At 66.9% G+C, this 25,177-nt stretch carries 24 protein-coding genes; 11 read left to right on the top strand and 13 right to left on the bottom strand.

What is annotated here, in order from left to right:
- Positions 1-23: 23 nt before the first annotated feature.
- Complete coding sequence (locus BLP96_RS10025) at positions 24-953, top strand: ABC transporter substrate-binding protein (RefSeq protein ID WP_089685699.1); 930 nt, start codon at positions 24-26, stop codon at positions 951-953.
- Between the two features lie 80 nt (positions 954-1,033).
- Positions 1,034-1,711, top strand: coding sequence for a TVP38/TMEM64 family protein (locus BLP96_RS10020; RefSeq protein ID WP_089685696.1), 678 nt, complete (start codon positions 1,034-1,036; stop codon positions 1,709-1,711).
- A 4-nt stretch (positions 1,712-1,715) separates the two neighbouring features.
- Here BLP96_RS10020 and BLP96_RS10015 read toward each other — a convergent pair whose 3' ends face one another.
- Together BLP96_RS10015 and BLP96_RS10010 are read right to left on the bottom strand one after the other, a co-directional pair.
- Positions 1,716-3,041: a glycosyltransferase gene (locus BLP96_RS10015; protein ID WP_218118600.1), complete on the bottom strand. Its 1,326-nt coding sequence runs from the start codon at positions 3,039-3,041 to the stop codon at positions 1,716-1,718.
- The gene (locus tag BLP96_RS10010) at positions 3,038-3,988 is read right to left on the bottom strand and encodes a LysR family transcriptional regulator (protein WP_089685695.1); all 951 of its coding nucleotides are present in this window, start codon (positions 3,986-3,988) and stop codon (positions 3,038-3,040) included. The genes BLP96_RS10015 and BLP96_RS10010 overlap by 4 nt, the downstream gene beginning before the upstream one ends.
- Positions 3,989-4,090: 102 nt before the next feature.
- On the opposite strand from BLP96_RS10010, the gene BLP96_RS10005 reads away from it, so the two are divergent.
- Positions 4,091-4,993 (top strand): alpha/beta fold hydrolase, encoded by a 903-nt coding sequence (locus BLP96_RS10005; protein WP_089685693.1) that lies wholly within the window; start codon positions 4,091-4,093, stop codon positions 4,991-4,993.
- Complete coding sequence (locus tag BLP96_RS10000; protein ID WP_089685691.1) at positions 4,990-6,063, top strand: tartrate dehydrogenase; 1,074 nt, start codon at positions 4,990-4,992, stop codon at positions 6,061-6,063. The genes BLP96_RS10005 and BLP96_RS10000 overlap by 4 nt, the downstream gene beginning before the upstream one ends.
- Positions 6,064-6,121: 58 nt before the next feature.
- On the opposite strand, the gene BLP96_RS09995 is transcribed toward BLP96_RS10000, so the two are convergent.
- The 4 genes from BLP96_RS09995 to BLP96_RS09980 form a co-directional block, all read right to left on the bottom strand.
- On the bottom strand, positions 6,122-6,751 hold the full coding sequence (locus BLP96_RS09995) for a cytochrome b/b6 domain-containing protein (RefSeq protein ID WP_089685689.1): 630 nt from the start codon (positions 6,749-6,751) through the stop codon (positions 6,122-6,124).
- Position 6,752: 1 nt separating this feature from the next.
- Entirely contained in the window at positions 6,753-8,315 is a 1,563-nt protein-coding gene (locus BLP96_RS09990; RefSeq protein ID WP_089685687.1) for a tetrathionate reductase family octaheme c-type cytochrome, read from the bottom strand.
- Positions 8,316-8,683: 368 nt separating this feature from the next.
- Positions 8,684-9,280 (bottom strand): NAD(P)H:quinone oxidoreductase, encoded by a 597-nt coding sequence (gene wrbA, locus BLP96_RS09985; RefSeq protein ID WP_089685684.1) that lies wholly within the window; start codon positions 9,278-9,280, stop codon positions 8,684-8,686.
- A 91-nt stretch (positions 9,281-9,371) separates the two neighbouring features.
- Positions 9,372-10,253 (bottom strand): class I SAM-dependent methyltransferase, encoded by an 882-nt coding sequence (locus BLP96_RS09980; RefSeq protein ID WP_245682218.1) that lies wholly within the window; start codon positions 10,251-10,253, stop codon positions 9,372-9,374.
- Positions 10,254-10,529: 276 nt separating this feature from the next.
- Between BLP96_RS09980 and BLP96_RS09975 the strand changes: the two genes are divergently transcribed.
- The 5 genes from BLP96_RS09975 to BLP96_RS09955 all read left to right on the top strand — a co-directional run bounded on the left by BLP96_RS09975 (position 10,530) and on the right by BLP96_RS09955 (position 14,869).
- Positions 10,530-11,525, top strand: coding sequence for a succinylglutamate desuccinylase (locus BLP96_RS09975; RefSeq protein WP_089685681.1), 996 nt, complete (start codon positions 10,530-10,532; stop codon positions 11,523-11,525).
- A 209-nt stretch (positions 11,526-11,734) separates the two neighbouring features.
- Positions 11,735-12,505, top strand: a complete 771-nt coding sequence (locus BLP96_RS09970; protein ID WP_089685679.1) for an ABC transporter ATP-binding protein — start codon at positions 11,735-11,737, stop codon at positions 12,503-12,505.
- 21 nt (positions 12,506-12,526) lie between these two features.
- The gene (locus tag BLP96_RS09965) at positions 12,527-13,231 is read left to right on the top strand and encodes an ABC transporter permease (RefSeq protein WP_089685677.1); all 705 of its coding nucleotides are present in this window, start codon (positions 12,527-12,529) and stop codon (positions 13,229-13,231) included.
- The gene (locus BLP96_RS09960; RefSeq protein WP_089685676.1) at positions 13,231-13,962 is read left to right on the top strand and encodes an ABC transporter permease; all 732 of its coding nucleotides are present in this window, start codon (positions 13,231-13,233) and stop codon (positions 13,960-13,962) included. Before BLP96_RS09965 ends, BLP96_RS09960 begins: the two co-directional genes overlap by 1 nt.
- Before the next feature lie 142 nt (positions 13,963-14,104).
- A complete protein-coding gene (locus BLP96_RS09955) occupies positions 14,105-14,869 on the top strand; it encodes an ABC transporter substrate-binding protein (protein WP_089685902.1) in 765 nt (254 codons plus the stop codon).
- A gap of 81 nt (positions 14,870-14,950) precedes the next feature.
- Here the strand turns inward: BLP96_RS09955 and cadR are convergent, their stop codons facing one another.
- A complete protein-coding gene (gene cadR, locus BLP96_RS09950; protein WP_089685674.1) occupies positions 14,951-15,418 on the bottom strand; it encodes a Cd(II)/Pb(II)-responsive transcriptional regulator in 468 nt (155 codons plus the stop codon).
- Between the two features lie 257 nt (positions 15,419-15,675).
- Between cadR and BLP96_RS09945 the strand changes: the two genes are divergently transcribed.
- Positions 15,676-17,928: a heavy metal translocating P-type ATPase gene (locus BLP96_RS09945; protein WP_089685672.1), complete on the top strand. Its 2,253-nt coding sequence runs from the start codon at positions 15,676-15,678 to the stop codon at positions 17,926-17,928.
- 6 nt (positions 17,929-17,934) lie between these two features.
- Here BLP96_RS09945 and BLP96_RS09940 read toward each other — a convergent pair whose 3' ends face one another.
- Both BLP96_RS09940 and BLP96_RS09935 read right to left on the bottom strand, forming a co-directional pair.
- Positions 17,935-19,128 carry a cation:proton antiporter gene (locus tag BLP96_RS09940; RefSeq protein WP_089685669.1) on the bottom strand — a complete coding sequence of 398 codons (1,194 nt, stop codon included), beginning with the start codon at positions 19,126-19,128 and terminating at the stop codon, positions 17,935-17,937.
- A complete protein-coding gene (locus tag BLP96_RS09935; protein ID WP_089685667.1) occupies positions 19,118-19,846 on the bottom strand; it encodes a glutamine amidotransferase-related protein in 729 nt (242 codons plus the stop codon). The genes BLP96_RS09940 and BLP96_RS09935 overlap by 11 nt, the downstream gene beginning before the upstream one ends.
- Positions 19,847-19,997: 151 nt before the next feature.
- Here BLP96_RS09935 and BLP96_RS09930 point away from each other — a divergent pair, with 151 nt between their 5' ends.
- Positions 19,998-20,792, top strand: a complete 795-nt coding sequence (locus tag BLP96_RS09930) for a TraX family protein (RefSeq protein ID WP_089685665.1) — start codon at positions 19,998-20,000, stop codon at positions 20,790-20,792.
- 88 nt (positions 20,793-20,880) lie between these two features.
- Here the strand turns inward: BLP96_RS09930 and BLP96_RS09925 are convergent, their stop codons facing one another.
- The 4 genes from BLP96_RS09925 to BLP96_RS09910 form a co-directional block, all read right to left on the bottom strand.
- Complete coding sequence (locus BLP96_RS09925; RefSeq protein ID WP_089685663.1) at positions 20,881-21,993, bottom strand: 5-(carboxyamino)imidazole ribonucleotide synthase; 1,113 nt, start codon at positions 21,991-21,993, stop codon at positions 20,881-20,883.
- Between the two features lie 27 nt (positions 21,994-22,020).
- Entirely contained in the window at positions 22,021-22,530 is a 510-nt protein-coding gene (gene purE / locus BLP96_RS09920; protein WP_089685661.1) for a 5-(carboxyamino)imidazole ribonucleotide mutase, read from the bottom strand.
- Between the two features lie 107 nt (positions 22,531-22,637).
- On the bottom strand, positions 22,638-24,647 hold the full coding sequence (locus BLP96_RS09915) for a TRAP transporter permease (RefSeq protein ID WP_089685901.1): 2,010 nt from the start codon (positions 24,645-24,647) through the stop codon (positions 22,638-22,640).
- A gap of 24 nt (positions 24,648-24,671) precedes the next feature.
- Positions 24,672-25,172: a DUF1850 domain-containing protein gene (locus BLP96_RS09910; protein WP_089685659.1), complete on the bottom strand. Its 501-nt coding sequence runs from the start codon at positions 25,170-25,172 to the stop codon at positions 24,672-24,674.
- Positions 25,173-25,177: the final 5 nt, after the last annotated feature.

Genomic DNA, 25,177 nt, shown 5'->3' with positions numbered 1-25,177 from the left:
ATTACCAAGACGAGGAGACTAGTATGAAACTGCCCCTGACCCTTTCTCTCGCTGCCCTGGCCGGTGGCCTGGCTACCCACGCCGCCGCCGACGACGCCACCCTGGACTTCGGCGTACCGGCCTGGCCGGGCATCACCGTCAAGACCGAGATCGCCCAGCAGCTGCTGGAACCGCTGGGCTACGACACCCGCCGCCACGACGTCGGCCTGCAGGTGATCTACCAGGGCCTGGAGAGCGGTGACATCGACGTCTTCCTGGGTGGCTGGATGCCGGCCCAGCGCGAGATGTTCGAGCCGCTCGAGGCCGCGGGCACCATCGAGAGCCTGGCCAACAACGTCGACGGTGCCCAGATGACCCTGGCCGTGCCGGAATACCTGTACGAAGACGGCATCCGGAGCTTCGCCGATCTCGACGAGAACCGCGACCGGTTCGACGGCGAGATCCACGGCTTCGGCGCCGGCTCCGCCGCCAGCGAAATCCTCAACGCGGCCATCGACGACGATGCCTGGGGCCTCGGCGACTGGCAGCTGGTGGACACCAGCACCGTAGGCATGCTCGGCGCCGCCCGCGACGCCATCGAGCGCGAGGAAGCCATCGTCTGGGTCGGCTGGACGCCGCACTGGATGAACCTGGAGCTGCCGATGCGCTACCTCGACGACCCCGAAGACCTGTTCGGCGAGAACAACGGCGAGAGCGACGTGCTGACGCTGATGCGCGGCGACTACGCCGAGTCCCATCCCAACCTGGCCGAGTTCTTCTCCCAATTCGCCTTCAGCGCCGAGGAGCAGAGCTGGATGATCCGCGAATACGGCCAGGAAGAACGTGACGTCGATGACGTGGCCAGCCAGTGGATCCGCGACAACGCCGAGCGCGTGGAAGCGATGCTCGCCGACGTCACCGACCGCGATGGCGAACCCGCCTGGTCGACGGTGCGCGAATCGCTTTCGCTTTGACGCCCCAACCGCGGACGCCATTGGAAGGCGGGCTCTGCCACCGTATCCTGTAGCCCCCTAGGCAGCCCAGGCGTCCGCCCATGCCCCGTTCGGTCATTTTCCTGCTGGTCGCCCTCGCCATGCTGGTGGCGCTGGGACTCGGCTGGCAATGGCTGGCGCTGGAAGACGTGCTCACCGTCGAGGCGCTGCAAACGCTGGCAAAGGGTTCCGTCGCCTGGCGCGACGCCAACTGGGCGGTACTGGTGATCATGGCCATCTACGCCGGCGCCTCGCTGGTGATGTTCCCGCTGAGCCTGCTGGTGGCACTGACGGGGCTACTGTTCGGTCCCTGGTGGGGCTTCGCCTATGCACTGGCCGGCACGCTCGCCGCCTCGGCGCTCACCTGGTGGGTAGGGAGACGCCTCGGCCGCGAGACCCTGCTGCGCCACGGCGGCCAGCGCCTGCGCGGCCTGTCGCGCTACCTGGCCGGCCGCGGCATCCGCACCATGACGCTGGTGAACCTGCTGCCGCTGGCCCCTTTCACGCTCACCAATCTGATGGCCGGCGCCTTTCGGCTGCGCTTTCGCGACTACCTGATCGGCTCGACCCTAGGCATCGTTCCCGGTCTGGCCGGCGTCACCCTGCTGGGCAGCCAGCTCGGTGAGCTGGCCACCGCCGACAGCCGTGGCGACCTGGCATGGGCCCTGGGTGGGCTACTGACGGGCGTGATGCTGCTGGCCGGACTCAAGCGCTGGGCCGAGCGTCGCCGCCGGCGCTGAAGCGTCATTTCTCGGGCAGCTTCGAGGGGGCGTGATGACGACGCGGCCACCAGTCGGGGCGGTCGTGCTCCCACTCCTCCTGCACCAGCTGTTTCAGCAACCGCCCGCGGTGACAAAGCATGCGCCATTCGGCACCGAGCCGAGCGCGCACCCGCTCCCAACCGCCATCGTCGGCATGAGTGAAATCGCCACCGCGTGCGATGGCGGCACGGTAGACGGCCAGGCAGCGCTCGGCACAGCTCGCTTCATCGTAGGCCGCTGCGGTGGTGCGTGCGCCCTCCCCCAGGGGCCTGCGTACGTCGCGAGCCGACAGCGACACCAGGGCCTCGGCGAAGTCATCGGCATCATCGTGGTCGAGCCGTCGCCCGTTCGCGCCGTCTCGGACCACCTCGCGAACGCCGGGAGCGTCCACGGCCACCACCGGCAGCCCCGTCGCCATCGCTTCGGCGATCACCATGCCCTGGGTCTCGCTGTGCGAGGCGAAGGCGAAGACGTCCATGGCGTGGTAGGCATCGATGAGCGACTGCCCCTCCAGACGACCGGTGAAATGCACCCGCGCGGCGACCCCCTCGCCCTCCGCAGCCTCGATCATCGCCTGGCGCGCATCACCTTCGCCCACCACCAGGAAGTGCGCCTTCGGCAGGACGGCCAGCGCCTTGGCCACTGCCACGGCGAGAAAGGCGAGGTTCTTTTCCCGGGCCAGCCGCCCCAGGTGGCCGATCACGTAGGCGTCGTCCGCGATGCCGAGCCGCCGCCGCCAGGCCTGGCCGCTGCCGGCCGCGAAACGTACCGTATCCACTCCGCTGGGCACCACGTGAATTGCCGGGTTGGCGTCGCGCTCGAGCAGCAGGTCGCGGATGCTCTCGCTGGGGGCGATCACCGCGTCGCACAGATGGGTGTACTCGGTGGCCAGCGCCTTGGCGAAGCGCTGCATGCGCGGCGAATCGCCAGGCACGTAGTGGGTGTAGTGCTCGTAGAGGGTGTGGTGGGTGAACACCAGCGGCAGCCCATAGGTCTCCGCCGCCCGCACTGCCGTGTCGCCAAGCAGGAAGGGGTGGTGGGTATGCACGATATCGGGCTCGAAGGCCTCGATGGCCTCGAAAAGCTGCCCGGGGATGGGCACGGGCAGAGAGAAGTCGCTGCCGTTGAAGTGCTGGACCGCCGTGACCCTGATCACATCGGTCTCATGTCGTGGCTGGCCATCGAGGCGCGGTGCCACCACCAGCACCCGGTGGCCGGCAGCCTGCAGCTGCGCCTTGAGGCGCTGCACCGATTCGCTGACCCCGCCGACGATCGGCAGATAGGTGTTGGTGAACATCAGCACGTTCACGATGGCGAGACTCCTTGTCTGGCGGTTTCCGTTGCCGGCAGCGGCGGCACGCGACGCTCCATCTCTTGCTCAAGATAGGCGATGAAGGCACGAATTCGCAGCGGCACGTGACGCCGCTGCGCATAGACGGCATGGAAGTCGGCGCGCACACCCTGCCATGCCGGCAGCAACTCCACCAGCGCACCGCTTTCCAGGTGCGCATGCACGTCCCACCAGGAGCGCAGAGCGATGCCGTGCCCATCCAGGGCCAAGCGCACGATGACCTCGCCGTCGTTGCTGGCCAGCGGCCCGCTCACCTTGATCGCCTGGGTCGTCCCGCTCGCGTCGCGACGCTGGAAGCGCCACAGTGCAAAGTCGCTGGCGTTCTCGCGCAACACCAGGCAGGGATGGGCTGCCAGGTCGGCGGGGCTCTCCAGCGGCGACATCCGGGCCACGTAGTCGGGCGACGCGCACAGCACGCGGCGGTTGGCCAGGATGCGCCGGGCCACCAGACGGGAATCCGGCGGCTCGCCGACGCGAATGCCCACGTCCACATCTCGCTCACCGAGGCTCAGCGGGAAGTTGGTGAGTTCGAGCTGCGCCCGGATGCCGGGATGGCGACGGCAGAATGCGGAGAGCAGCGGAGCCACGTGCCGTCGCCCGAAACCGAAGGTGGCATTGACCGTCAGCGGCCCGGAGAGCGCTGCACGCTGGTCGCCCAGCGTCTCTTCCAGTTCGGTGAGCTCCTCGAGGATCGCCGCTCCGCGCGCCAGGTAGCGCTCGCCTTCGGCAGTCAGCGTCAGCCGGCGCGTGGTGCGGCTGGCCAGCGTTACCCCCAGCCGCGCCTCGAGCTGCTTGAGGCGCTTGCTCACCGCCGACAGCGACAGCCCCAGCGCCTGAGCCGTAGCAGTGAGGCTGCCCGCTCTCGCCAGCTGCTGAAAGAAGGCCAGGTCGTCGAGGATTGCCATGCGATTCTCCACATGGATTCAACAATGTCTTTCCATTCAGCCCGATTATTCCTTCGGCCACAAGAGCTAGACTGTCACCGCCACCTTCGAGGGAGAGAGACGATGTTCACGGGCTTTCGCACCTTCGACATCGCCACCGACGGCGACGTGCACGTCCACGGCCGGATCGGCGGCTCGGGACCGCCGCTGCTGCTGCTCCACGGCCACCCCCAGACCCACGCGATCTGGCACCACCTGGCCGAACCGCTGGCACGCCACTACACCGTGGTGGTCACCGATCTGCGCGGCTACGGCGACTCCGCCAAGCCCGCGGGCGAGCCGGACCACGCCAACTACAGCAAGCGTGTCATGGCCGCCGACCAGGTCGCCGTCATGCGCGAACTGGGCTTCTCGCGCTTCTCGCTGTGCGGCCACGACCGCGGCGGGCGCGTCGGCCATCGCCTGGCCATGGATCATCCCGAAACGCTCGAGCGGCTGATGCTGCTCGACATCGCCCCCACGCTGGCCATGTACGAGCAGACCGACCGCACCTTCGCCACTGCCTACTTCCACTGGTTCTTCCTGATCCAGCCGGCGCCACTGCCGGAGACGCTGATCGAAGCCTCGCCCGAGGACTACGTCACCCGCACCATGGGCGGCCGCCACGCCAGCCTCGACGCCTTCGACCCGGCGGCCATTGCCGAGTACCAGCGCTGCCTGGCCCAGCCCGGCGCCGCCCACGCCCTGTGCGAGGACTACCGCGCCGCCGCCACCATCGACCTGGAGCACGACCGCGCCGACCGCGACGCGGGCCGGCGCATCGCCTGCCCGCTGCGCGTGCTGTGGGGTCAGCATGGCGTCATCGAGCGCTGCTTCGACCCCCTCGCCGAATGGCGCCGCGTGGCCGAGCGCGTCGACGGCGAGGCGTTGCCGTGCGGCCATTACCTGCCCGAGGAGGCGCCCGAGGCGCTGCTCGCGCAGATCACCGACTTCTTCCCCCACGACCAACCAGGAGACACCCCATGACCCATCGCATCGCGGTCATCCCCGGCGACGGCATCGGCAAGGAGGTGATGCCCGAAGGGCTTCACGCCCTGGAAGCCGCCGCCAAGCGCTTCGCCATCGATCTCGAACTCGAGCACTTCGACTTCGCCAGCTGCGACTATTACGCCGAGCACGGCCAGATGCTCCCCGACGACTGGTTCGAACGGCTGAAGGACTTCGACGCCATCTTCTACGGCGCCGTGGGCTGGCCGGAGACGGTGCCCGACCACATCTCGCTGTGGGGATCGCTGCTTCAGTTCCGCCGCCGATTCGACCAGTACGTCAACCTGCGCCCCTGCAAGCTGCTGCCCGGCGTGAAGAGCCCGCTGGCCGACCGCGCGCCCGGCGACATCGACTTCTACGTGGTACGCGAAAACACCGAGGGCGAATACTCCAGCGTCGGCGGCAAGATGTTCGAGGGTACCGACCGCGAGGTGGTGATTCAGGAGACCGTGATGACCCGCACTGGGGTCGACCGGGTACTGAAGTTCGCCTATGAGCTGGCTCAGTCGCGCCCACGAAAAAAGCTCACCTCGGCCACCAAGTCCAACGGCATCGCCATCACCATGCCGTGGTGGGACGAGCGCGTGAAGGCCATGGGGGCCAACTACCCGGAGGTGAGCGTCGATCAGTTCCACATCGACATCCTCACCGCCAACTTCGTCATGCATCCCGACTGGTTCGACGTAGTGGTGGCCAGCAACCTGTTCGGCGACATCCTCTCCGATCTGGGTCCGGCCTGCACCGGCACCATCGGCGTGGCCCCCTCGGCCAACATCAACCCCGACGGCACCTTCCCGAGCCTCTTCGAGCCCGTGCATGGCAGCGCGCCGGACATCGCCGGACGCGGCATCGCCAACCCCATCGGCCAGATCTGGTCGGGTGCCATGCTGCTCGAGCACCTGGGCCACCGGCAGGCCGCCGACGCCATCGTCGCCGCCTTCGAAGCAGTGCTCGCCGAGGGCGATCCCGCAGTGCTCACCCCCGACCTGCGCGGCCATGGCACCACCGAGAGCCTGGGCCGCACCATCGCCGAGCGCATCGCCGGCTGACCTCGCTCTACCGCCGACGGCCACCCGTTCGGAGGGGAGGCCGTCGGCTCCTCAAGACTCACCCTTCGGGCGGTCGCTTGATGGCCGCCTCGTCATGCACCTCCTCCCAACCGGTGATCATCGCCTTGATGTGCGTCAGCGGCGTGTGGCCGGCGGTGGCCAGGTAGACGTGCATGATCAAGAAGGCGAGCATCAGGAAGGCGCCCAGCGTGTGAAGTCGCGCCACTCGTTCCAGGTCGAGGAAAGCAGGCAGACTGGCATGGAGGCTCCCCCAGAACAGGTAGAGCAGACCGGAGATCCAGATCAGCGGGTTGATCACCAGCTTGACACCCAGATAGGCCAGCCGCTGCAGCGGATTGTGCTTGTGCGCCACGGTGACCCGATAGGGGTGCGGGGCACCGACGAAGATGCCGTGGACGTAATAGCGAGTCACGGCACCGATGCGCTCCAGGGTGGGCAGGTACTGCTTCCACTGGCCGGTGGTGAAGTGCCAGAAGATGGCGAAGACCCACAGGCCGATGAGCAACCATGCGGCCGTCTCGTGGATCCGTACCGCCAGGCCGAACTGGAGCAGGTCGTGCACGCCATGGATGCCGAAACCGGTGAACAGCAGGGTGATGATCAGCGCCGCCTGGGCCCAGTGCCAGAAGCGCTCGAAGCGGGTGAACAGGTAAAGTCGTTCGCTCATGTCAGTGCCCCTTGCGCCGGTTGCGATTGACGAAACGCAGGGTGCCGTGGCCCAGCACGCCCAGCAGCACCAGACCGGCGAGACCGAAACCGAAGCGGTCGAGCCCGGCATGGCGGTCGCGACCCGGCATCCACACCCCCTCGACGCCGGCCAGGCGACCGTCATCGCTGTGGCACTGGCCGCACTTCAGGGCGTCCTCGCCGGGCGCCACCATGTGAGTGATCGGCCACAGCATGGCGGTATCGACGAAGTCGTACTCGCCGCTGAAGGGCTGGCCAGCGATGCGAGTGCCCGCCTCGAGCGCCTTGTCCCAGTCGAAGTTGTACCAGAACGCGGTGTCGTTGCCGGGAATTGCCACCTGAGGCCTCAGCAGCGTCTTGTGCACGGTGTCGTAGGGCTGCTTGCCGAGCGCCCGCTTGACCGGCCAGATGCGTGAGTCTTCCCCGCCCGGCGTGCCGTGATACTCATTGATCAGCACGCGCTCGCTGGGGTCGATCTCGGTCTCGGCGGTGACGAAGGTGGTATTGCCGTTCCACCACAGGTACTCGGGCACCACGTTCTCGCCGAGGACGAAATCGCCCTTCTTGCTGTCGTAGATGACGCGTCCCTCGTCGTCCTTGCGCTGGATGGGCTGGCCGTCGTCGTCGAGCTGCCCGGCCGTGGACCAGTCCCAAGCCATCTTGGTGGGCACTCCGCCGCGGGCGAAGGTGGGAATGTGGCAGGTCTGGCAGGCCAGCGCCCGAGTGTGCTCGTTGAGGCGCCGGGCATGGCTGCCATCCTCGTGGGGCGAGCTGCCGTGGCAGGCCTGGCAGGTGGCGGGGTTGCGATCCTCGTGGGCGCCACGCAGCAGGGCGCCGCCGGTATCCACCGCGGTGCCTTGGATGCGGCTGCCCGGTACGTCGTGGCTTTCGGTACGGTGGCACTCGCTGCAGGCGAAGTCCGGCCCCTCGGCGTTCATGTGCACGTCCAGCGTACGGTTCGCCTCGACCAGCGAGGAGTCCAGGTCCCCGTGCTTCACGCCATCGCCGCCACCCCCGTAGAAGTGACAGGCACCGCAGGTCTCCCGCGAGGTCCGCCCCACCTTCCGGGCCGCTTCGACGAGGTCGGTCTTCTCCGCGTTGGGATAGCCGGCCCAGCCGCCCTTCTTCACGTAGTCGCCGGTGTTGTGGCAAGCCAGGCAGTCGACGCGGCTCTCGTCGCTGAAGTCGAAAGTGTCGTCCTCCCAGCCGTAACCCACGTGGCAGGACTGGCAGAACCCTTCGTTGGACCGATCGGAGATGCAGAAGGTGTTGATCATGCTCTTCTTGCCCAGCGTCTCGCCGCTGTGCGGATTCTCGTACTCCCAGGTCCAGTGGCGGGTTGACATTACCTGCTGCGACGCCTCGGTATGGCAGCCGAGGCAGGCCTCGGTGACCTGCTCGGCTCGCTCGAACGGCCCCTGGAGTTCCTCGAAGGCAGTGTGATCGGCGGTGCTGGCTACCGCTCCCGATGCCAGCAGAAGCCCCAACAAACCCAGCACCCGCCCCGGCAGCCATCGCCGCCATCCGTCGTTGGTGTCGGTCATTCCCGTTTCCCCTCACTGCAAGCCTGCGCCTTCGCTATCGGGGCGCTTTGTCGTGTTGTCACGGCTTGCCCACGGCCGACATTCCCGGCACGGGGCATCATGTGAAGTCTGGCAGAGAGAGGAAAAGGGAAACTGACCGGGGTCAACAAATCGTGACGCGAAAATCAAGACTTTTGTCGCGTCCGTCAGGCAGTAAGTTGCGACAATCTGACCTGCGTCAAATCACCGCACTGGCAACTGGCTCAATCTTTTCCGGCATTCCAAACGTCGACCGCATCGGCCTGACATGAAAGCACCCCGACGGCTGCAGGGAATCAACCGTCGGGGTGTCATTCGAAGCCTCGTTGGGCGTGAGGCGTTGCGCCGAATCAACCAGCGAGCTTGGCAGCGATCTTGGCCACGTGTTCGCCCTGGAAGCGGGCGATCTTGCGCTCGCGCTCGTCGGGCTGGCGCGAACCGTCGCCGCCGGCGATGGTCGAGGCGCCATAGGGGTTGCCGCCACCGGCCTGGTCGAAGACGTATTGCTCGCCGATACCGTAGCCCAGCGGCACGATCACCATGCCGTGGTGCGCCAGTGTGTTCCAGAACGAGGTGATGGTGGTCTCCTGGCCGCCACCGGTGCCGGTGGAGGTGAAGACGCTGGCCACCTTGCCACGCAGACCGCCCTTGGCCCACAGACCGCCGGTCTGGTCGAGGAAGGTACGCATCTGGGCCGACATGTTGCCGAAGCGCGTCGGGCTACCGAAGATCACCGCATCGTATTCCACCAGCTCCTGAGGCGAAGCTTCGGGGGTGTCGAACGACTGACCGCCGGCCTGAGCGAACGTCTCCGCATCCATGGTTTCCGGCACCCGTTTGACGGTGACCTCGACACCGGGAACCTGGCTCGCCCCTTCGGCGACCAACTTGGCCATGGTATCGATATGACCGTACATGGAATGGTAGAGCACAAGAACCTTCGTCATCACAACGCTCCTCTGTTGGCGATTGGATGAGTACAGCATACGGGCTGGCCGCGTGCAGAAAAGCGAAGGTTTTCGTTGGCGGGGTTCGAATTCATCGATTGCCGCGACGCCACACTCCCTCGAGGATGCGCACCTTGTCGGCAGCCAGGTTGTCGCGCAGGTTGCGGCCCATGACCGGAAAGTCGGCGCCGAAAAGCAGGCTCGGCCCCGGCAGGGCCGGCGCTGCGGGTGCCGTCGCAACGCTTTCACGCTCGTTGCGGGTTCGTCGCCAGGCCAGCGCCGCTTCGCTGACATTGCGCAGCGCGTCGGGCACGAAACCGGCCATGGCCAGGCAGCGCTCGAGCTGCTCGCGACTGCGCAAGTGGCTGATCGACTGGCTGCGTGCCCAGGGTACCGGCAGCGCCAGTGGCTCTGGGTTGTCACCGGCCACCACCTCGTGCAGCAGTACCCTTCCACCCGGCCGCAACAGACGCTGCCACTCGGCCAGGACACGCGGCACCCGAGGCATGTTCATCAGCGCATGCTGACACCACACCACGTCGAAGCTGGCGTCGGCGAGCGGTACGACAGCGGCATCGGCACACAGAAAGCGGGTGCGCTCGGCAAGCCCCGTGGACGCGCTGAGCCAGGTGGCGACTTCGACGAAGGCGGCGGTGATGTCGACCCCAGTCACCGTGACGCCGTACTCGGCAGCCAGCAGCCGGCTCGCCCCGCCGGTGCCGCAGCCCACGTCGAGCACGCGTTCGCCGGGGCCGACGAAACCCAGAGTGGCCAGGGAGCGGCTGGCCGTGCGACCGCCAAGATGCAGCTGATCGATGCCGGCGATGGCATCCAGCGATAGCCGGTCCGGATCGCAACCGGCCGCGTCAAAGGCATCGCGCAGCCGCGCCACCAGTCCCGCGCCGCCGGCAACGTCGGCTGCCGCATAGTGATCGTTGAGTCGGCGGCTGAGATCGGGCGAATCCTGGGGCATGGGGGCTCTCCGAGGTGGCATGGTGAGACTGATCGCCCCATAGTCTAGCGGCACCCGGCCAGCGCCCCCATTGGGCCATGGTCATGTGACTCGGCGACATTTTCACGATCGCACCGGCGTTTTCACCAGCCCGACGTCGGGGCTTGTGAGCGGCCACGCTCCGCAGGATGGTGACCGAGCTTGGCTCTACTACCCAACGGGATCTGCGCATGCCCTCAATCCACGTGCCATACCCGACGCTCCACCGCCCCCGCCCCACCCGGTCCGGAGGACACCATGCTCGCTGAGTGGCTCGATGCCAGCCTGGACGGTAAGACGCCGGCCACTCGACGAGGAAGCGTGAACGGGGGACGCTTCACCCTGACCGGCCCGGGGCTTCTGGAGCTCGTGCCCGATGATCCCGACCCGGACGCCCGTGCCTGCGTGCTCTCGGCAGGCATTCACGGCAACGAGACCGCACCCATCGAGCTGCTCGGCGATTGCCTGGCCCGACTCGAGGCCGGCCAGCTCCGTCTGGGTGCGCCGCTGCTGGTCATCCTCGGCAACCTTCCCGCCATCCGCGCGGGGGTGCGCTTCGTCGATACCAACCTCAACCGGCTGTTTCGCCGCGACCTCGACGAACGGGGCGACGAGCCCGACCGTGCCCGCGAGCTGATGGCCGCCGTGGATGCATTCTTCACCCGCCATCCCGAGCGCGCACGCCTGCATTACGATCTGCATACGGCGATTCGCGACAGCCGCTACCCGCGCTTCGTCGTCGAACCCTGGGCCGAGTCCCGCACGCCAGCCGAACAGTGGCGCTGGCTGGCTGCCGCCGACATCCAGGCCGTTCTTCATCAACACCAGCACAGCTGGACCTTCTCGCACTATTCCAAGCACTATCATGGCGCCGCCGCCTTCACCCTGGAGCTCGGCCGCGTGCGCCCCTTCGGCGCCAACGACCTTGACGCCCTCGCCCCCATGGGTCGGCTGCTGGCAGCGCTGCTTGGCGGCCAGACGCCCCCCGGCGCCGACCCGGCACGCATGGTCTTCTTTCGCGTTGCCCACGAGCTCGTTCGCCACAGCAACGACTTCCGCCTGTGCTTTGCCGACGACACGCCCAACTTCACCGAGTTCGCGCCCGGCACGCGGCTCGCAGAAGACGCGGCCGCCGGCGCCTTCACGGTGGGCGAGACGCCGCTGCACGTGGTGTTTCCCAATGCCGACGTCGAACTCGGCGCCCGCGCAGCGCTGCTGGTTCGGCCCGCCCCTCGCCCCGATGAAAGGAGTTGAGCGGCCAGCCGAACGATTGCCGCCATCACCCTCGCACCCTCACAATCGACGATAACAACAATCAGGAGATCGCTCATGCCAACGCATCCGCACCGCAGCGCTACCGATCCACGAAGGGACGACGACGGCGAACCTGCCGAAACGGCATCGGCCTGTTAGAATCGCCCACTTTCCGTGCCCGTCCGTTCGTCCCGATCTGGAGCCATACCATGGCCGATACCCCGCTACCGCTCGAGGTGCGCAACATCAAGAAGCGCTTCGGCGATACCGACGTGCTCAAGGGCCTGTCGCTCACGGCCCACAAGGGTGACGTCATCACCCTGATCGGAGCCTCCGGTTCCGGCAAGAGCACCTTCCTGCGCTGCATGAACCTGCTGGAGCAGCCCGACGAGGGCCAACTGATCGTCCATGGCGAGGAGGTCCGCTTCAAACGGACTCGGCACGGCCGCGAACCGGCGGACTGGCAACAGGTAGTGCGCATGCGCGCCAAGCTCTCCATGGTGTTCCAGAGCTTCAACCTGTGGGCCCACATGACGCTGCTGGAAAACGTCATCGAAGCCCCGGTGCACGTGCTCGGCAAACCCAAGAAAGAGGCCATCGAACACGCCCGCGCCCTGCTCGATCGCGTCGGTCTCACCGAGCGTGCCGATGCTTACCCGGCGCAGATGTCCGGCGGCCAGCAGCAGCGCGGCGCCATCGCCCGGGCACTGGCCATGGACCCGGAAGTGATGCTCTTCGACGAGCCCACCTCGGCACTCGACCCCGAGCTGGTCGGCGACGTCCTCAAGGTGATGCGAGACCTGGCGGCCGAGGGCCGCACCATGATCGTGGTCACCCACGAAATGGCCTTCGCGCGCGACGTCTCCAGTCAGGTGATCTACCTCCACCAGGGAGTGATCGAGGAATCCGGGCCTCCCGATGAGGTGATCGGCAACCCCCAGTCGGAGCGCCTTCGGCAGTTCCTGGCGCCCAAGCACTGACGGGCACGTGAGGAGAACGTCATGATCGACCTGCATGGCTACGGTCCGCGCCTCGCCGAGGGCGCCCTGATCACCATCGAGCTGGCACTGCTGTCGCTGGTGCTGGCCGTCGTGCTCGGCCTGCTCACCGCCAGCGCCAAGATGTCGCGCAGCTGGCTGGCCCATCGCCTCGGCACCCTCTACACCACCGTCATTCGTGGCGTACCCGACCTGGTGCTGATGATGCTGCTGTTCTTCGGTGGCCAGATGGGCGTCAACCTGTTCACCGACTGGCTCTATTACCAGTTCGATATCGACATCTTCATCAACATCAACGAATTCGTGGCCGGCGTGGTCACCATCGGCCTGATCTTCGGCGCCTACATGGGCGAGACCTTCCGCGGAGCCTTCATGGCGGTGGACTCCGGCCAGATCGAAGCCGGCCGCGCCTATGGCATGGGCCCCTGGCTGGTGTTCCGGCGCATCCGCTTCCCGCTGATGATGCGCCATGCGCTGCCGGGCATTTCCAACAACTGGATGGTACTGCTCAAGACCACCGCTCTGGTGTCGGTCATCGGCCTCTCCGACATGGTCCGCGTGGCGGCCGAAGCCTCCAAGGCCACTCGTGAGCCCTTCACCTTCATGCTCATCGTGGCGGCGATCTATCTGCTCATCGCCAGCGTCTCGGAGTGGGTCTTCGCTCGCCTGCAGAAGCGCTACGACATCGGTTACGGGGAGGTGGAGTGATGGAGGCCCTGCTCGAACGCCTGGAAGGCCTGCTGGCCGACAACAGCATCTTCACGCTGCAGACCCTCTCCTATTACGGCGAGGGTTTGGTGACCACCGTGCAGCTGGTGTTCCTGTCGCTGGTCATCGGCCTGGTGGCGGCGGTGCCGCTGGCCATCGGCCGGGGTTCCAAACGCCCCTGGGTCAAGTGGCCGATCTTCGCCTATACCTACGTGTTCCGTGGCACCCCTCTGCTGGTGCAGCTCTACCTGATCTACTACGGCGTGGTGTTCGTGGAGGGCATTCAGGAAACCTGGCTGTGGGTGATTCTCGAAAAACCCTTCGTACCGGCCCTGATCGCCTTCACCCTCAACACCGCGGCCTACACCACCGAGATCTTCCACGGCGCCATCAAGGCCACGCCGCGCGGCGAGATCGAGGCGGCGCGAGCCTACGGCATGTCGCGTCGCCTGATGATGCGGCGCATCGTGCTGCCCAGCGCCTTCCGTCGCGCCCTGCCCGCCTATGGCAACGAGGTGATCTTCATGCTCCACGCCAGCGCCATTGCCAGCGTGGTCACCATCATGGATCTGACCGGGGCGGCCCGCTTCGTCTACGCCCGCTACTATGCCCCTTTCGAAGCCTTTCTGTTCGTGGCGGCCATCTATCTGTGCGTGACCTTCGCGATCCTCTTTTTCTTCCGCTGGCTGGAGAAGCGGCTGCTGGCCCACCTCAAGCCGGCCGGCGGCTGAGCCGAACGTAAAACGTGCGTTGGGAACCGGCGTTTAAACCCGCCCCGATTCCCCCTTCCGGGCCATCCGGCTATCCGCTAAGGTTGGCCTGTCATCACCCACGAGGTGCATCCACCCAACACAGGGGACAACAACCATGAAGATCCAGAAGATCCTGAGCCTCGGCGCCCTGAGCGCAGCCCTGATCGCCGGCACCGCCAACGCCGAGGTTCGCGACATTCGCATCGGCGTCGACGTACCCTACGAGCCCATGGAATACCGCACGCCGGACGGCGAACTCACCGGCTTCGACATCGACCTGGGCAACGCCATGTGCGAGGAGATCGGCATTCAGTGCGAATGGGTCGTGCAGGGTTGGGACGGCATCATCCCCGGCCTGATGGCCCGCAAGTACGATGCCATCATGTCGTCGATGACCATCAATGAAGAGCGCCGCGAGCAGGTGCTGTTCTCCGATCCCTACATCACCCCGCCCTCCGCCTGGTTCGCTCCCGCCGACGTGGAGATCGGCACGCCCTCCGACGAGACGCTGGAAGGCATGACCATCGGCGTGCAGCGCGGCACCCTGCAGGACAACTACGTCACCGACATGTACGGCGACGTGGCCGACGTCAATCGCTATGCCACCGCCGACGACATGGTCCTCGACATGGACTCCGGCCGGCTCGATGCCGTCTTCCTCGATTTCCCCATCGGCAAGTCCACCCTGCTGGACAGCGAGGCCGGCGATTACAAGGTGGTCGGCGAGATGATCACCGAACCCAAGGAGTACTTCGGCGAGGGTTTCGGCATCGCCTTCCGCAAGCGTGACGAGGCGCTGGCCGAGGCCTTCAACGAAGCGCTCGCCACGCTGCAGGAGAACGGCACTTACGACGAGATCCACGCCAAGTATTTTGGCGAGGAGTGAGCGCCACGGCGGATGACCGCCAGCGCGTTCGTCGAGCCTCGACTCCCACATCGCCCCGGCCTTGGCCGGGGCGATGTGCGTTCAGCCCGCCCCACCGCCGCGGTGTACCCCCGGCACATGACTCGCCTCGTTCGGTACGGCCAGCGCCGCGTCGCCCAGCGGCTGCGATAGCTCCTGCAGAATGCCGCAATGCGCCGAGTCCGCCGCCCCCTCGCAACGTGCGCGCAAATTGATCAGGGCCTCGCGCAGCGCCTCCAACTGAGCGATGCGCGCCTCCACGTGGGCGAGATGCTCGTCCACCAGGCCGTTGACGGCATCGCAGGGCTGGCGGGGGCGGTCGTGGTAGTCGAGCAGGGTGCGGATCTCATCGAGGGTCATGTCGAGCGCCCGGCAGTGGCGGATGAAGCGCAGCCGCTGGGCATGGGCATCGCCGTAGAGCCGATAATTGGCCGCACTGCGCGCCGGTTCGGGCAGCAGCCCCTCACGCTCGTAGTAGCGGACCGTTTCCACTGCGCAGCCGATGGCTGAAGCCAGTTCGCCGATTTTCATCGCTCTCCTCCTCGCTCCATCCCTCTTGTAAGGCGATTGCAGTGAGCCGAGGCGATAGGCGCCGGGAACCGGTCGAAGAGGGGGTCTTTTGCCAGGGATGGCAAAAGTAGCGCCCAGGGAAGGGTTCACAGCGCCCCCTCAACGACCGGTTGCCGGATCAACCTCGAGCGGCCATGCGTCATCGCCTTATGTTCAACGCTTGACCCTATAGCCACTACAGGGTGTGTCATGCAGACAGAATTGGCAAGGAGCCCGACATGACCACACGACCGACCTGCGATGGCTGCTGCGAGGCACGTGAGTTCGACTCATCCTCCGCCGCCGAGGGCGCTCCGGCTGGGACGCGCCCACTGCGCCTGCACATCGCCGACATGTGCTGCCCCACCGAAGAGGGGCTGCTGCGCCGCGCGCTCGAGGGCATGCCCGGCATCGAGGCCCTCGAGTTCGACCTGATGGGGCGCGTGCTCACCGTGCACCACCGCGACGCCGACGAAGAGACGATCCGTCAGCGCATCGCCGCCACCGGCATGACGGCGGAGACCCTGGACGCAACCCGTCGCTCCGAACCGCCCAGCGAACGCGAACCCTGGGGCAAGCTGGTCGTGGCGGCCCTGATCGCCCTGACCGCCGAAGCGAGCGAATGGGCCGCCCTCGCCACACCCTGGCTGCCCGGCATTCTGGCATTGACCGCCATCCTGCTGGTCGGCCTGCCCACCTGGAAGAAGGGCTTCATCGCTCTGCGCCACCGCGCGCTCAACATCAACGCCCTGATGAGCGTGGCCGTCACCGGCGCACTGCTCATCGGCCATTGGGCCGAAGCGGCCATGGTGATCGTGCTATTCACCCTCGCCGAACGCATCGAAGCACGCTCCCTGGGCCGCGCTCGACGCGCCATCCGCGAGCTGCTCGACCTGGCCCCGGAAACGGCCAACGTGGCCCAGGCCGACGGCCGTTTCGAACGCCAGCCGGCCGAATCGGTTGGCGTGGGCAGCCTCGTGCGGGTACGCGCCGGCGAGCGCCTGGCGCTGGATGGCGAAGTGGAAGCGGGTCACCCGACGCTGGACGAATCGCCCATCACCGGTGAAAGCCTGCCGGTGGACAAGGCACCCGGGGCGAGCGTCTTCGCCGGCAGCATCAACCGCAACGGTGAATTCACCTATCGCACCACCCGCGCCGCCAGCGACACGACGCTGGCACGCATCATCCACGCCGTGGAACGGGCCCAGGCGAACCGTGCCCCCACCCAGCGCTTCATCGACCGCTTCGCGGCAATCTATACGCCCGCGGTATTCGCACTGGCCATCGTCGCCGCGCTAGCCTGGCCGTGGCTGTTCGGCGTCGGCTGGTTCGAAGGTATCTACCTCGGCCTGGTGCTGCTGGTGATCGCCTGTCCCTGTGCGCTGGTGATCGCCACTCCGGTGACCGTCGTCAGCGGCCTGGCCGCCGGGGCGCGGCGCGGCATCCTGATCAAGGGCGGCGCCTTCCTCGAGCAAGGCCATCGCCTGGCCTGGCTCGCCTTCGACAAGACCGGCACCCTGACCCGCGGCAAGCCGGTGCAAAGCCACTGGGAAGCCGTCGACGACAGCCTGGACGACGCGACACGCCAGCGCCTGATCGCGCTCGCCGCGGGGCTCGCCACCCGCTCCGGGCACCCGGTTTCCGCCGCCATCGCCACGGCAGCGACAGAGGCCGGCATCGCCCCGCTCGAGGTGAGCGGGGTCAACGAACGGCCCGGCCAAGGCATCGTCGCCACCTTCGAAAAGCGCCCGGTGTGGCTCGGCAACCGCCGAATGCTGGAGGCGCACGCCAGGCTGGACGAGGTACTGGCCGAACGGCTGGCCGAGCGCGAGGCCCGAGGCGAAACGGTGGTGCTGCTCGGCGAAGGAGACAGGCCGCTGGCGCTGTTCGCCGTCAGCGACCCGCTGCGCATGACGAGCCGCGCCGCGGTCGAGGCCCTGCACGCGCGCGGCGTGAAGACGCTAATGCTCAGCGGCGACAACCCGGCCAGCGTCGCCCGCATCGCTGAAGCGGCGGGCATCGACGAAGCCCACGGCGCCCTGCTGCCTGACGAAAAGCTGGCCATGATCGAGTCGCGCACCCGCCAGGGATCCGTGGGGATGGTAGGCGATGGCATCAACGATGCACCCGCCCTGGCCCGCGCCGACATCGGCTTCGCCATGGGAGCTGTCGGCAGCGATGCCGCCATCGAGACCGCCGACGTGGCGCTGATGGACGATGACCCGCAGCGCTTGAACGACTTCCTCGACCTGTCGCATGCCACTCATCGGGTACTGATCCAGAACATCGTCCTGGCGCTGGGCATCAAGGCGGTCTTCCTGGTACTGGCTTTCAGCGGTCACGCCACGCTGTGGATGGCGGTGTTCGCCGACATGGGGTCCAGTCTGCTGGTAGTGGCCAACGGGCTACGCTTGCTCACCGACTCGCCGTCGCGCGCCGGTGAAGGCCGCGACAGCCGTCAGCCCAAGGATCCCCAGCCTGCCCGGCCGTGACGACAATCAGCGCAGCACGTGGCGCACCATCAGCGGTCCCAGCACTTCGAAGACCACGGTGGACGCCACGACGGCAGCGATCAGTACGCCGCCGTGCTCCGGAAAGCGTTCCATGGCCAGCAACGCCATGCCCATGGCCACGCCGGCCTGGGGCGTCAGCGCCAGACCGATGTCATGGGGTAGCTCGGCCTGGCGCGAACGGGCCAGGCGCACGCCGAGCACTCCGCCCAGATAACGCCCGCCCAGGCGCAGCAGCAGATAAGCCAGCGTCAGCCCCAGCGCATCGTCCAACCGCATCAGGTCGATGCTCGCCCCGGAAAGCACGAAGAAGAACACCAGGAAGGGCCACTCGATGTGCTCGATCTCGTTGAACGAGCGGGTGTGGTGGCGCGACAGGTTGGCCACCAGCGCACCGGCCACCATGGCAGCAAGCAGGGCAGAGACATCCAGCCAGTCGGCCAGGCCGGCGAGCAGCAGGATCAGCGCAATGGCCTCGACCTGAGTGGGCTCGCCGGGACGCAGGCGTCCCGTCAGCCAGGCTGCCGGTAGCCCCACCAGGGTACCGAGCAGCAGCGCTCCGCCCAGCTCCCAGGCGGCATGCACCAGCGCCAGACTGCCTTCCCCCGAGAGCCACCAGCCCAGCAGTGCCATGGTCAGCCCGAAGGCCAGCACGCCCCAGCCATCGTCGATGGCAACGATGCCCATCAGCAAGCGGGCGCGCAGTCGAGTGTCGCCGCTCTCGCGCACCGTTTCGCTCACCGCGGCCGGGTCGGTGGCCACCGAAATGGCGGCCAGGCTGGCCGCCACCACCAGGGGAAACCCCAGCAGCCACAGCCCGATGCCAACCGCCAGCACCCCCACCCCGATGACCGACAGCGAAACGATGAGAATCAAGGGGCCGGTATGGCGCAAACGATCCAGGGTCAATTCCCCGCCCAGCAGGAAAGCGACCATCACCAAGGCCACTTGAATCAAGGGTTCGCCAAGCCCGTCCAGCGGACGTGCGTCCGAATGCCCGAGCAGCGCCTGCTGCACGAACGCCACCCCCACGCCAACCAGCACCAGCAGGGAAATGCGCGGCAGCCGAGTGCGTGCTGCCAGGGCATCGGCCAGGATGCTGCTGGACAGGATCACGCCCAGCAGCACCAGGGCTGCCGTCGCCGATGACGGTGCCTCCCAGGGTAGCGAACTAGCCGACATGCGCTTGGTGCTGCATCGCACGACGCAGGAAGGCGAGAATCCAGCGCGCCATCAGGGTATCGTCCACCGGCGACGTCAGCGACGCCTCGCCTTCCCGTACGCGGGCGTCGCCGATGTCCCCGGCACGCAGCGCCATCAGGTCGCGGGAATACGCCTTGGTGAACTCGGGATGGCCCTGCACGCCCAGGAAGTGCTCCCCTACCTGCATCAGGTAGGCAGGACAGAAGTCGCTGCCGCCCAACACCCGCGCACCGGGCGGCAACTCGACCACCTGATCCTGGTGGCTCACCACCAGGTCGAGCGTATCCTGCGCCGGCGCCATCCACTCGGGCCGCTCGGTCACCTGGTTGAACGACAGGCCCACGCCCCAGCCTCGGGGGCTCTGGATCACCCGGCCACCCAGTGCCTTGGCGATCAGCTGGTGACCGAAGCAGATTCCCACCAGCGGTTTGCGGGCCTGCCATAGGGTCCGCACGAAGGCTTCGAGATCGGCGATCCACGGCAGATCGTCATTGACGCTGAATTTCGCGCCGGTGGTCATCCACGCATCCACCGCCTCGACGTCATCGGGGAACTCGCCGTCGAGGCAGCGCCACACCCGCCAGGTCAGGTTCGAATCCACGGCGGCAAACAGCTGCGCGAACATCTCGGGGTAGTTGCCGTGCCGCTCGCGCAGCTCCGGGGCCACGTCATCGCACTGCAGCAGACCGATCCTCATTCTTTATCCTTTCGCCTCCTCGTCGTTGGCCTTCGAATACCGGCCGGTGTCGCGTCCTGGCAACAGGGAACCCCAGGGTACAGCCGCCGGTCAACGCATCGCTATCGTCATCGGAAAGACCCGGGAGGACAGGATGTATGTCCCAAGCCCCATGATCACACGCCCCGCCACTGCCCCATCACGCCCCGCCTCCACCTGGACCGGCTGGGGACAGTGGCTGGCGCTCATCACCATGACCCTCGACCACCTGACCCGTTATGTGCTGCCCAACGACTGGCAGCTGGATTGGGCGGGCTCATCCCTCGGACGCATTGCCTTCCCGCTGTTCGCCGCCATGGTCGCCTGGCACGGGCTGTTCAACACTCGCAACCCGCTTCGCTACGCCCGGCGCATACTGGTGATCGGGCTGATCGCCCAGTTGCCTTACATGATGATGCCTCGGGCTTCCGACGCCTTCATCCTCAACGTCTGCTTCACCCTCTCGCTCGGGCTGAGTTGGGGAGCCATGCTGAACGCCCTGCTGGAACATCACCGGCGACGGGACGTCGGTGCGCTCTGGCTGGTGCTGGCCACGCTGGCCTCGCTGCTGGCCTGGCAGTGGCTGGGCGACTGGGTCGAGTACGGTCACGAGGGCCTGCTGCTGATTCCGCTGTTCATGCTGGCCATGCACCGCCTCCACCACACCGGACCCGCCATGCCCCAACGGCTCGCCGCGGTGGCTTGCGCCATACCGGCGCTGGTGGCGACCGGCCTGCTCAACAGCAGGCCTCTCGCCAAATCGTTCGCCGTCGCCACCAGCCTGGCGGTGCTGGGACTGGCCGCTGGTGCCCACCGCCTCACTCCGGCCGTGCCCTTCGCCATGCCGCGCTGGCTGTGGCTCGCCTGGTACCCCGGCCACTTCGCTCTCATGGCGTTGTGGGTGTGGGGCCTCGCCTTGTGGGAATGACCAACGGTGCGGGGACGCCTGGCCTGCTCGGACGACACGACGGCCTCGCCCGGGCGGGGGTCTTCGCGGCTAGCGGAAGCGCACCCGGCTACTCGAAACTGAAGCGTGGCGCCGGGGCGTCGGGCAGCAGAGCCGCGCAGGTGCGCATCTTGTTCAGCAGCTCGCCATGGGTCGGCGCCAGCAGGTTGACGTGCGCCAGCTTGCGTCCTGGACGCTCGCCCTTGTCGTAGCGGTGCAGATGGGCGTCGGGGATCGCCAGGATCTCGGCGCTATCGCCCTCGCGACCGATCACGTTGACCATGCAGGTGGGCATCCGCGCTGCTGTGTCGCCCAACGGCAGGCCCTGGATGGCACGCAGATGGTTCTCGAACTGACTGGTCACCGCGCCATCCAGCGTCCAATGGCCGGAATTGTGCACCCGGGGAGCCATCTCGTTGGCTAGAAGTCCCCCGTCGCGTGTCTGGAACAGCTCCAGGGTGAGTACGCCGACGTAATCGAGTTCGTCCAACAGGGTTCGGATGTACTCATCGGCAGTCCGTTGCACGCCATCGTCCAGGTCCGGCAAGGGCGCGATGGAGTAGCGCAGGATACCGTCGACATGGACGTTCTCGGCCATGGGGTAAAAGGCCACCTGGCCGTCACGGCCCCGCACGGCGATGATCGACACCTCGCGCACGAAGTCGACGAAGGACTCGACGATCAGCTGCGGATGGCCGATGGAACGCCACGCATCGCCCGCCTCGGCCGGGTCGCGGATCACCGCCTGGCCCTTGCCGTCGTAGCCCTCGGTGACCGACTTGGCCACCACGGGGCAGCCCAGCGCGCGGGCGGCGGCCTCGAGTTCGTCGGCGCTCTCCACGAGCCGATAGGCCGGAGTGGGAATGCCCAGGCGGTCGAACAGCGCCTTCTCCTCGGCGCGGTTCTGACAGACGCGAATGGCCTCGCTGGAGGGATGAACCGGCTTCACCGCCTCGATGGCACGGACCAGCGCAACCGGCAGGTGCTCGAACTCGTAGGTGACCAGGTTCACCTTGGCCAGAAACTCGTCAAGGCGGTTCTGATCGGTATCGATGAGCACCTCGCCGATTCCGGCACTGGGATGGCCGGTGGTATCGAGGAAGGTGAAGCGGTTGGCCAGCGGATAGCCGGCCAACGCCAGCATGCGGCCAAGCTGGCCAGCTCCCAGTACGCCGATGTTCATGACTCGTTCCTCACTCGTCTCTCTAGATCAGGGCTGGGGGCGGGGGTCGGGGTCGTCGAGCACGTTGCGGGTCTGCTCGGCACGGAACGCCTCGACGGCGGCGCGCACCTCAGCGTCCTGCAAAGCGACGATCTGCGCCGCGAGAAGGCCTGCGTTGGTGGCCCCGGCCTTGCCGATGGCCAGCGTTCCCACGGCGACGCCGCCGGGCATCTGCACGATGGAAAGCAGCGAATCGAGCCCCTTGAGCGCCTTGGATTCCACCGGCACCCCCAGCACCGGCAATGGCGTCTGCGCGGCCACCATGCCAGGCAGGTGGGCTGCACCGCCGGCCCCGGCGACGATCACCTGGATGCCGCGCTCGGCGGCACTTTTCGCATAGTCGAACAGCAGGTCGGGGGTGCGATGGGCGGAGACGACGCGGGTCTCGCAGGCCACGCCCAGACGCTCGAGCATCGTCACGGCGTGCTCCATGATCGGCCAATCGGACTTGGAACCCATGATCACGCCAACGCGCGGCGCCTGGTTGGAGGTCGACATCGGAGGCTCCCGGTTACTGTCGGCAGGAAACGAAGGGCAGACATTCTAACGGCGCCTCTCGGCGCCGTCATCTTGACCAGTCGGGCAGGCCGGGCAGACCGGAACGATCAGCCGTGAGCGGCCCGTCCCTCGCGGCGGTTGGCCAGCCAGTTACCGGCCAGCGCCAGTACCATCACGGCCGCTCCACTCGCCTCCACCAGCAGGTTGGGGTAGAACACCGCCACGATGGCCGGCAATAGCAGGGCACGCACCGGCCACGACATGCGCGTGAAGAGGTACCCCTCCAACGCGGCGGCAAAGGCCCCCAGCGCCAGAAAGGCGATCACCGCATTCCATACCACCACCGGCACCGGCCCGCCCATGATGATCTCCGGGTTGTACACCATGAACACCGGAATCAGGTAGAGCCCCTTGGCGAACTTCCACGCCTGGAATGCCGTATCCATGGGTTTGGCACCGGCAATCGCCGCCCCGGCGAAACCGGCCAAAGCGATGGGCGGTGTGACGTTGGAATCCTGGGAATACCAGAACACCACCAGGTGGGCGATCAGCAGCGGCACGCCGAATTCGGCGGTGAGCGCGGGGCCGACCAGCACGATCAGCACGATGTAGCTGGCGGTCACCGGCAGGCCCATCCCCAGCACCAGGCTGGCCAGCAGCACCATCACCAGCGCCAGCAGCAGGTTGCCGCCGGAAAAGGCCAGCATCATGGAAGAGAATTTCAGCCCCAGTCCGGTCAGGCCGACCACCCCGACGATGATCCCCGCCACGGCACAGGCCATGGAGACCGCCACGGCGTTGCGCGCGCCCAGCTCCAGGCCGCCCATCAGCTTGATCAGGCCCGCCTTGAACGCCTCGCGCAGGGTTTCTCCGGTCACCCTCTGGCCCTCGCGAGGGGCGATGAACAGGAACCACACTGCGAAACGCAGCACTGCCACGGCCAGCATGGTGAGGATGGCGTAGTAGCCCACGCGCATGGGCGACATGTTCATTACCAGCAGCCAGACCAGCACCGCCAGCGGCAGCAGGAAGTGCCAGCCAGCGCCCATCACATCGCGCATCTGCGGCAGTTCCGCGCGTGACATGCCCTGCATACCCTGCTTCAAGGCGATGATGTGCACGAAGAGGTAGACGGTACCGAAGTACATGATGGCCGGCAGGATGCTGACCTTGACCACCTCCAGGTAGGGCATCCGCGTGTACTCGGCGATCAGGAAGGCCCCGGCCCCCATCAGCGGCGGCATGATCTGTCCACCGGTGGAGGCCGCCGCCTCGATGCCGCCGGCCTGGTGCGGCTTGTATCCCAGGCGCTTCATGAGTGGGATGGTGAAGGCCCCGGTGGTCACCACGTTGGCGATGGCACTACCGGAGATGGAGCCCATGCCCGCCGAGGCGATGACCGCCGCCTTGGCCGGTCCGCCCCGCTGCCGGCCGGTGGCCGCATACGCCAGGTCGATGAAGAACTTGCCGGCACCGGTGACTTCCAGAAAAGCACCGAACAGCACGAAGATGAAGATGTAGGTGGCGGCCACACCCATGGGCAAGCCGAAGATGCCTTCCTGGCCCAGGTAGAGCTGGCCGACCAGACGATCCAGGTTGTAGCCACGATGCTCGAGAATGCCGGGCAGGAACTGCCCCAGCCACGGCAATTCGCCGCGGGGACCGGCAAAGGCATACAAGATGGCGATGAGGCCAATGACGGTCATGCCGAGCCCCACCGCCCGGCGTGCCGCCTCGAGTACGGTCAGGGTGGCGATGCACCCCACCACGATATCGGTCTGGCTCCAGAAGCCCGCACGGTTGATGATCTCGTCCAGGTAGAGCGCCAGGTAGCCGCCGGTAATCAGGGCGCCGACGACGAACAGTAAATCGACGAGGCCGCTGATGGGGCCGCGAGCGCGCGCAGCGCCCAGCAGCGGAAACATCAGGAAGGCCAGCACCATGATCAGCATCAGGTGGATGCTGCGCTGGTAGAACAGCCCCAGCGGCTGAATGCCGGCGGAATAGAGCTGGAACAGCGACAGACCCACTGCCACCAGGGTGATCAGCCACAGCACCGCACGGGAGTGAGGCGCCTGACTGCCGGGAATGACGGGGGAGGTTCCCGAATCACTCATCTGCATTCTCTCTAGGGTTTTCGTTCACTCGCGGGCATCGTCGGCGGAACTCAAGCGAACGGTGACACGCTCGCCGGCAGCCAGCGCACTCAGACTGACGCGCCGGGTACCGACCACCAAACGATGATCGACGCGCATCGACCCGACACGCAGCACGTAGGCGTTGCCCGGCACCGGCTCGTCGATGTCCTCGATCCAGTATCCGCCCTGGCCGTCGGACACCTGACGTCCCCGACCCAGCACGTGATCGAGCCCGGCGGCAAAGTCGGGCAGGTGGCTGCGCTCGAGCACCATGCGCCCCTCGTCATGGCGGTAGCAATCGAGCACCGCGAAGCCCTCGACGGAATGGTTCCACTCCAGGCACCAGCGGCCGCCTTCCGGCATCGCCAACGCAACCAAGGGCTCGTCATCGGCATCCAGCACTTCCAGTCGAGCGGGTGCTGGGTCGGCCATCGCGACCACCGACAGACACGACAGCAGGGCGGGCATCCAGGCCCACCCTGCTTTCAGGTATCGTTCAGGCATCGCCA

It is taken from the genome of Billgrantia gudaonensis (assembly GCF_900100195.1).
Classification (GTDB): Bacteria; Pseudomonadota; Gammaproteobacteria; order Pseudomonadales; family Halomonadaceae; genus Halomonas; species Halomonas gudaonensis.
The sequence above is the reverse complement of the archived record's forward strand: the minus strand, read 5'-3'. Positions and strand labels throughout refer to the sequence as shown.

What these genes read in the sequence shown, in the direction of transcription:
- BLP96_RS10025 (WP_089685699.1), top strand. Translation starts at nt 24, where the DNA reads ATGAAACTGCCCCTGACCCTTTCTCTCGCTGCCCTGGCCGGTGGCCTG.
- BLP96_RS10020 (WP_089685696.1), top strand. Translation starts at nt 1,034, where the DNA reads ATGCCCCGTTCGGTCATTTTCCTGCTGGTCGCCCTCGCCATGCTGGTG.
- BLP96_RS10010 (WP_089685695.1), bottom strand. Translation starts at nt 3,988, where the DNA reads ATGGCAATCCTCGACGACCTGGCCTTCTTTCAGCAGCTGGCGAGAGCG.
- BLP96_RS10005 (WP_089685693.1), top strand. Translation starts at nt 4,091, where the DNA reads ATGTTCACGGGCTTTCGCACCTTCGACATCGCCACCGACGGCGACGTG.
- BLP96_RS10000 (WP_089685691.1), top strand. Translation starts at nt 4,990, where the DNA reads ATGACCCATCGCATCGCGGTCATCCCCGGCGACGGCATCGGCAAGGAG.
- BLP96_RS09995 (WP_089685689.1), bottom strand. Translation starts at nt 6,751, where the DNA reads ATGAGCGAACGACTTTACCTGTTCACCCGCTTCGAGCGCTTCTGGCAC.
- BLP96_RS09990 (WP_089685687.1), bottom strand. Translation starts at nt 8,315, where the DNA reads ATGACCGACACCAACGACGGATGGCGGCGATGGCTGCCGGGGCGGGTG.
- wrbA (WP_089685684.1), bottom strand. Translation starts at nt 9,280, where the DNA reads ATGACGAAGGTTCTTGTGCTCTACCATTCCATGTACGGTCATATCGAT.
- BLP96_RS09980 (WP_245682218.1), bottom strand. Translation starts at nt 10,253, where the DNA reads ATGCCCCAGGATTCGCCCGATCTCAGCCGCCGACTCAACGATCACTAT.
- BLP96_RS09975 (WP_089685681.1), top strand. Translation starts at nt 10,530, where the DNA reads ATGCTCGCTGAGTGGCTCGATGCCAGCCTGGACGGTAAGACGCCGGCC.
- BLP96_RS09970 (WP_089685679.1), top strand. Translation starts at nt 11,735, where the DNA reads ATGGCCGATACCCCGCTACCGCTCGAGGTGCGCAACATCAAGAAGCGC.
- BLP96_RS09965 (WP_089685677.1), top strand. Translation starts at nt 12,527, where the DNA reads ATGATCGACCTGCATGGCTACGGTCCGCGCCTCGCCGAGGGCGCCCTG.
- BLP96_RS09960 (WP_089685676.1), top strand. Translation starts at nt 13,231, where the DNA reads ATGGAGGCCCTGCTCGAACGCCTGGAAGGCCTGCTGGCCGACAACAGC.
- cadR (WP_089685674.1), bottom strand. Translation starts at nt 15,418, where the DNA reads ATGAAAATCGGCGAACTGGCTTCAGCCATCGGCTGCGCAGTGGAAACG.
- BLP96_RS09945 (WP_089685672.1), top strand. Translation starts at nt 15,676, where the DNA reads ATGACCACACGACCGACCTGCGATGGCTGCTGCGAGGCACGTGAGTTC.
- BLP96_RS09940 (WP_089685669.1), bottom strand. Translation starts at nt 19,128, where the DNA reads ATGTCGGCTAGTTCGCTACCCTGGGAGGCACCGTCATCGGCGACGGCA.
- BLP96_RS09935 (WP_089685667.1), bottom strand. Translation starts at nt 19,846, where the DNA reads ATGAGGATCGGTCTGCTGCAGTGCGATGACGTGGCCCCGGAGCTGCGC.
- BLP96_RS09930 (WP_089685665.1), top strand. Translation starts at nt 19,998, where the DNA reads ATGATCACACGCCCCGCCACTGCCCCATCACGCCCCGCCTCCACCTGG.
- BLP96_RS09925 (WP_089685663.1), bottom strand. Translation starts at nt 21,993, where the DNA reads ATGAACATCGGCGTACTGGGAGCTGGCCAGCTTGGCCGCATGCTGGCG.
- purE (WP_089685661.1), bottom strand. Translation starts at nt 22,530, where the DNA reads ATGTCGACCTCCAACCAGGCGCCGCGCGTTGGCGTGATCATGGGTTCC.
- BLP96_RS09915 (WP_089685901.1), bottom strand. Translation starts at nt 24,647, where the DNA reads ATGAGTGATTCGGGAACCTCCCCCGTCATTCCCGGCAGTCAGGCGCCT.
- BLP96_RS09910 (WP_089685659.1), bottom strand. Translation starts at nt 25,172, where the DNA reads ATGCCTGAACGATACCTGAAAGCAGGGTGGGCCTGGATGCCCGCCCTG.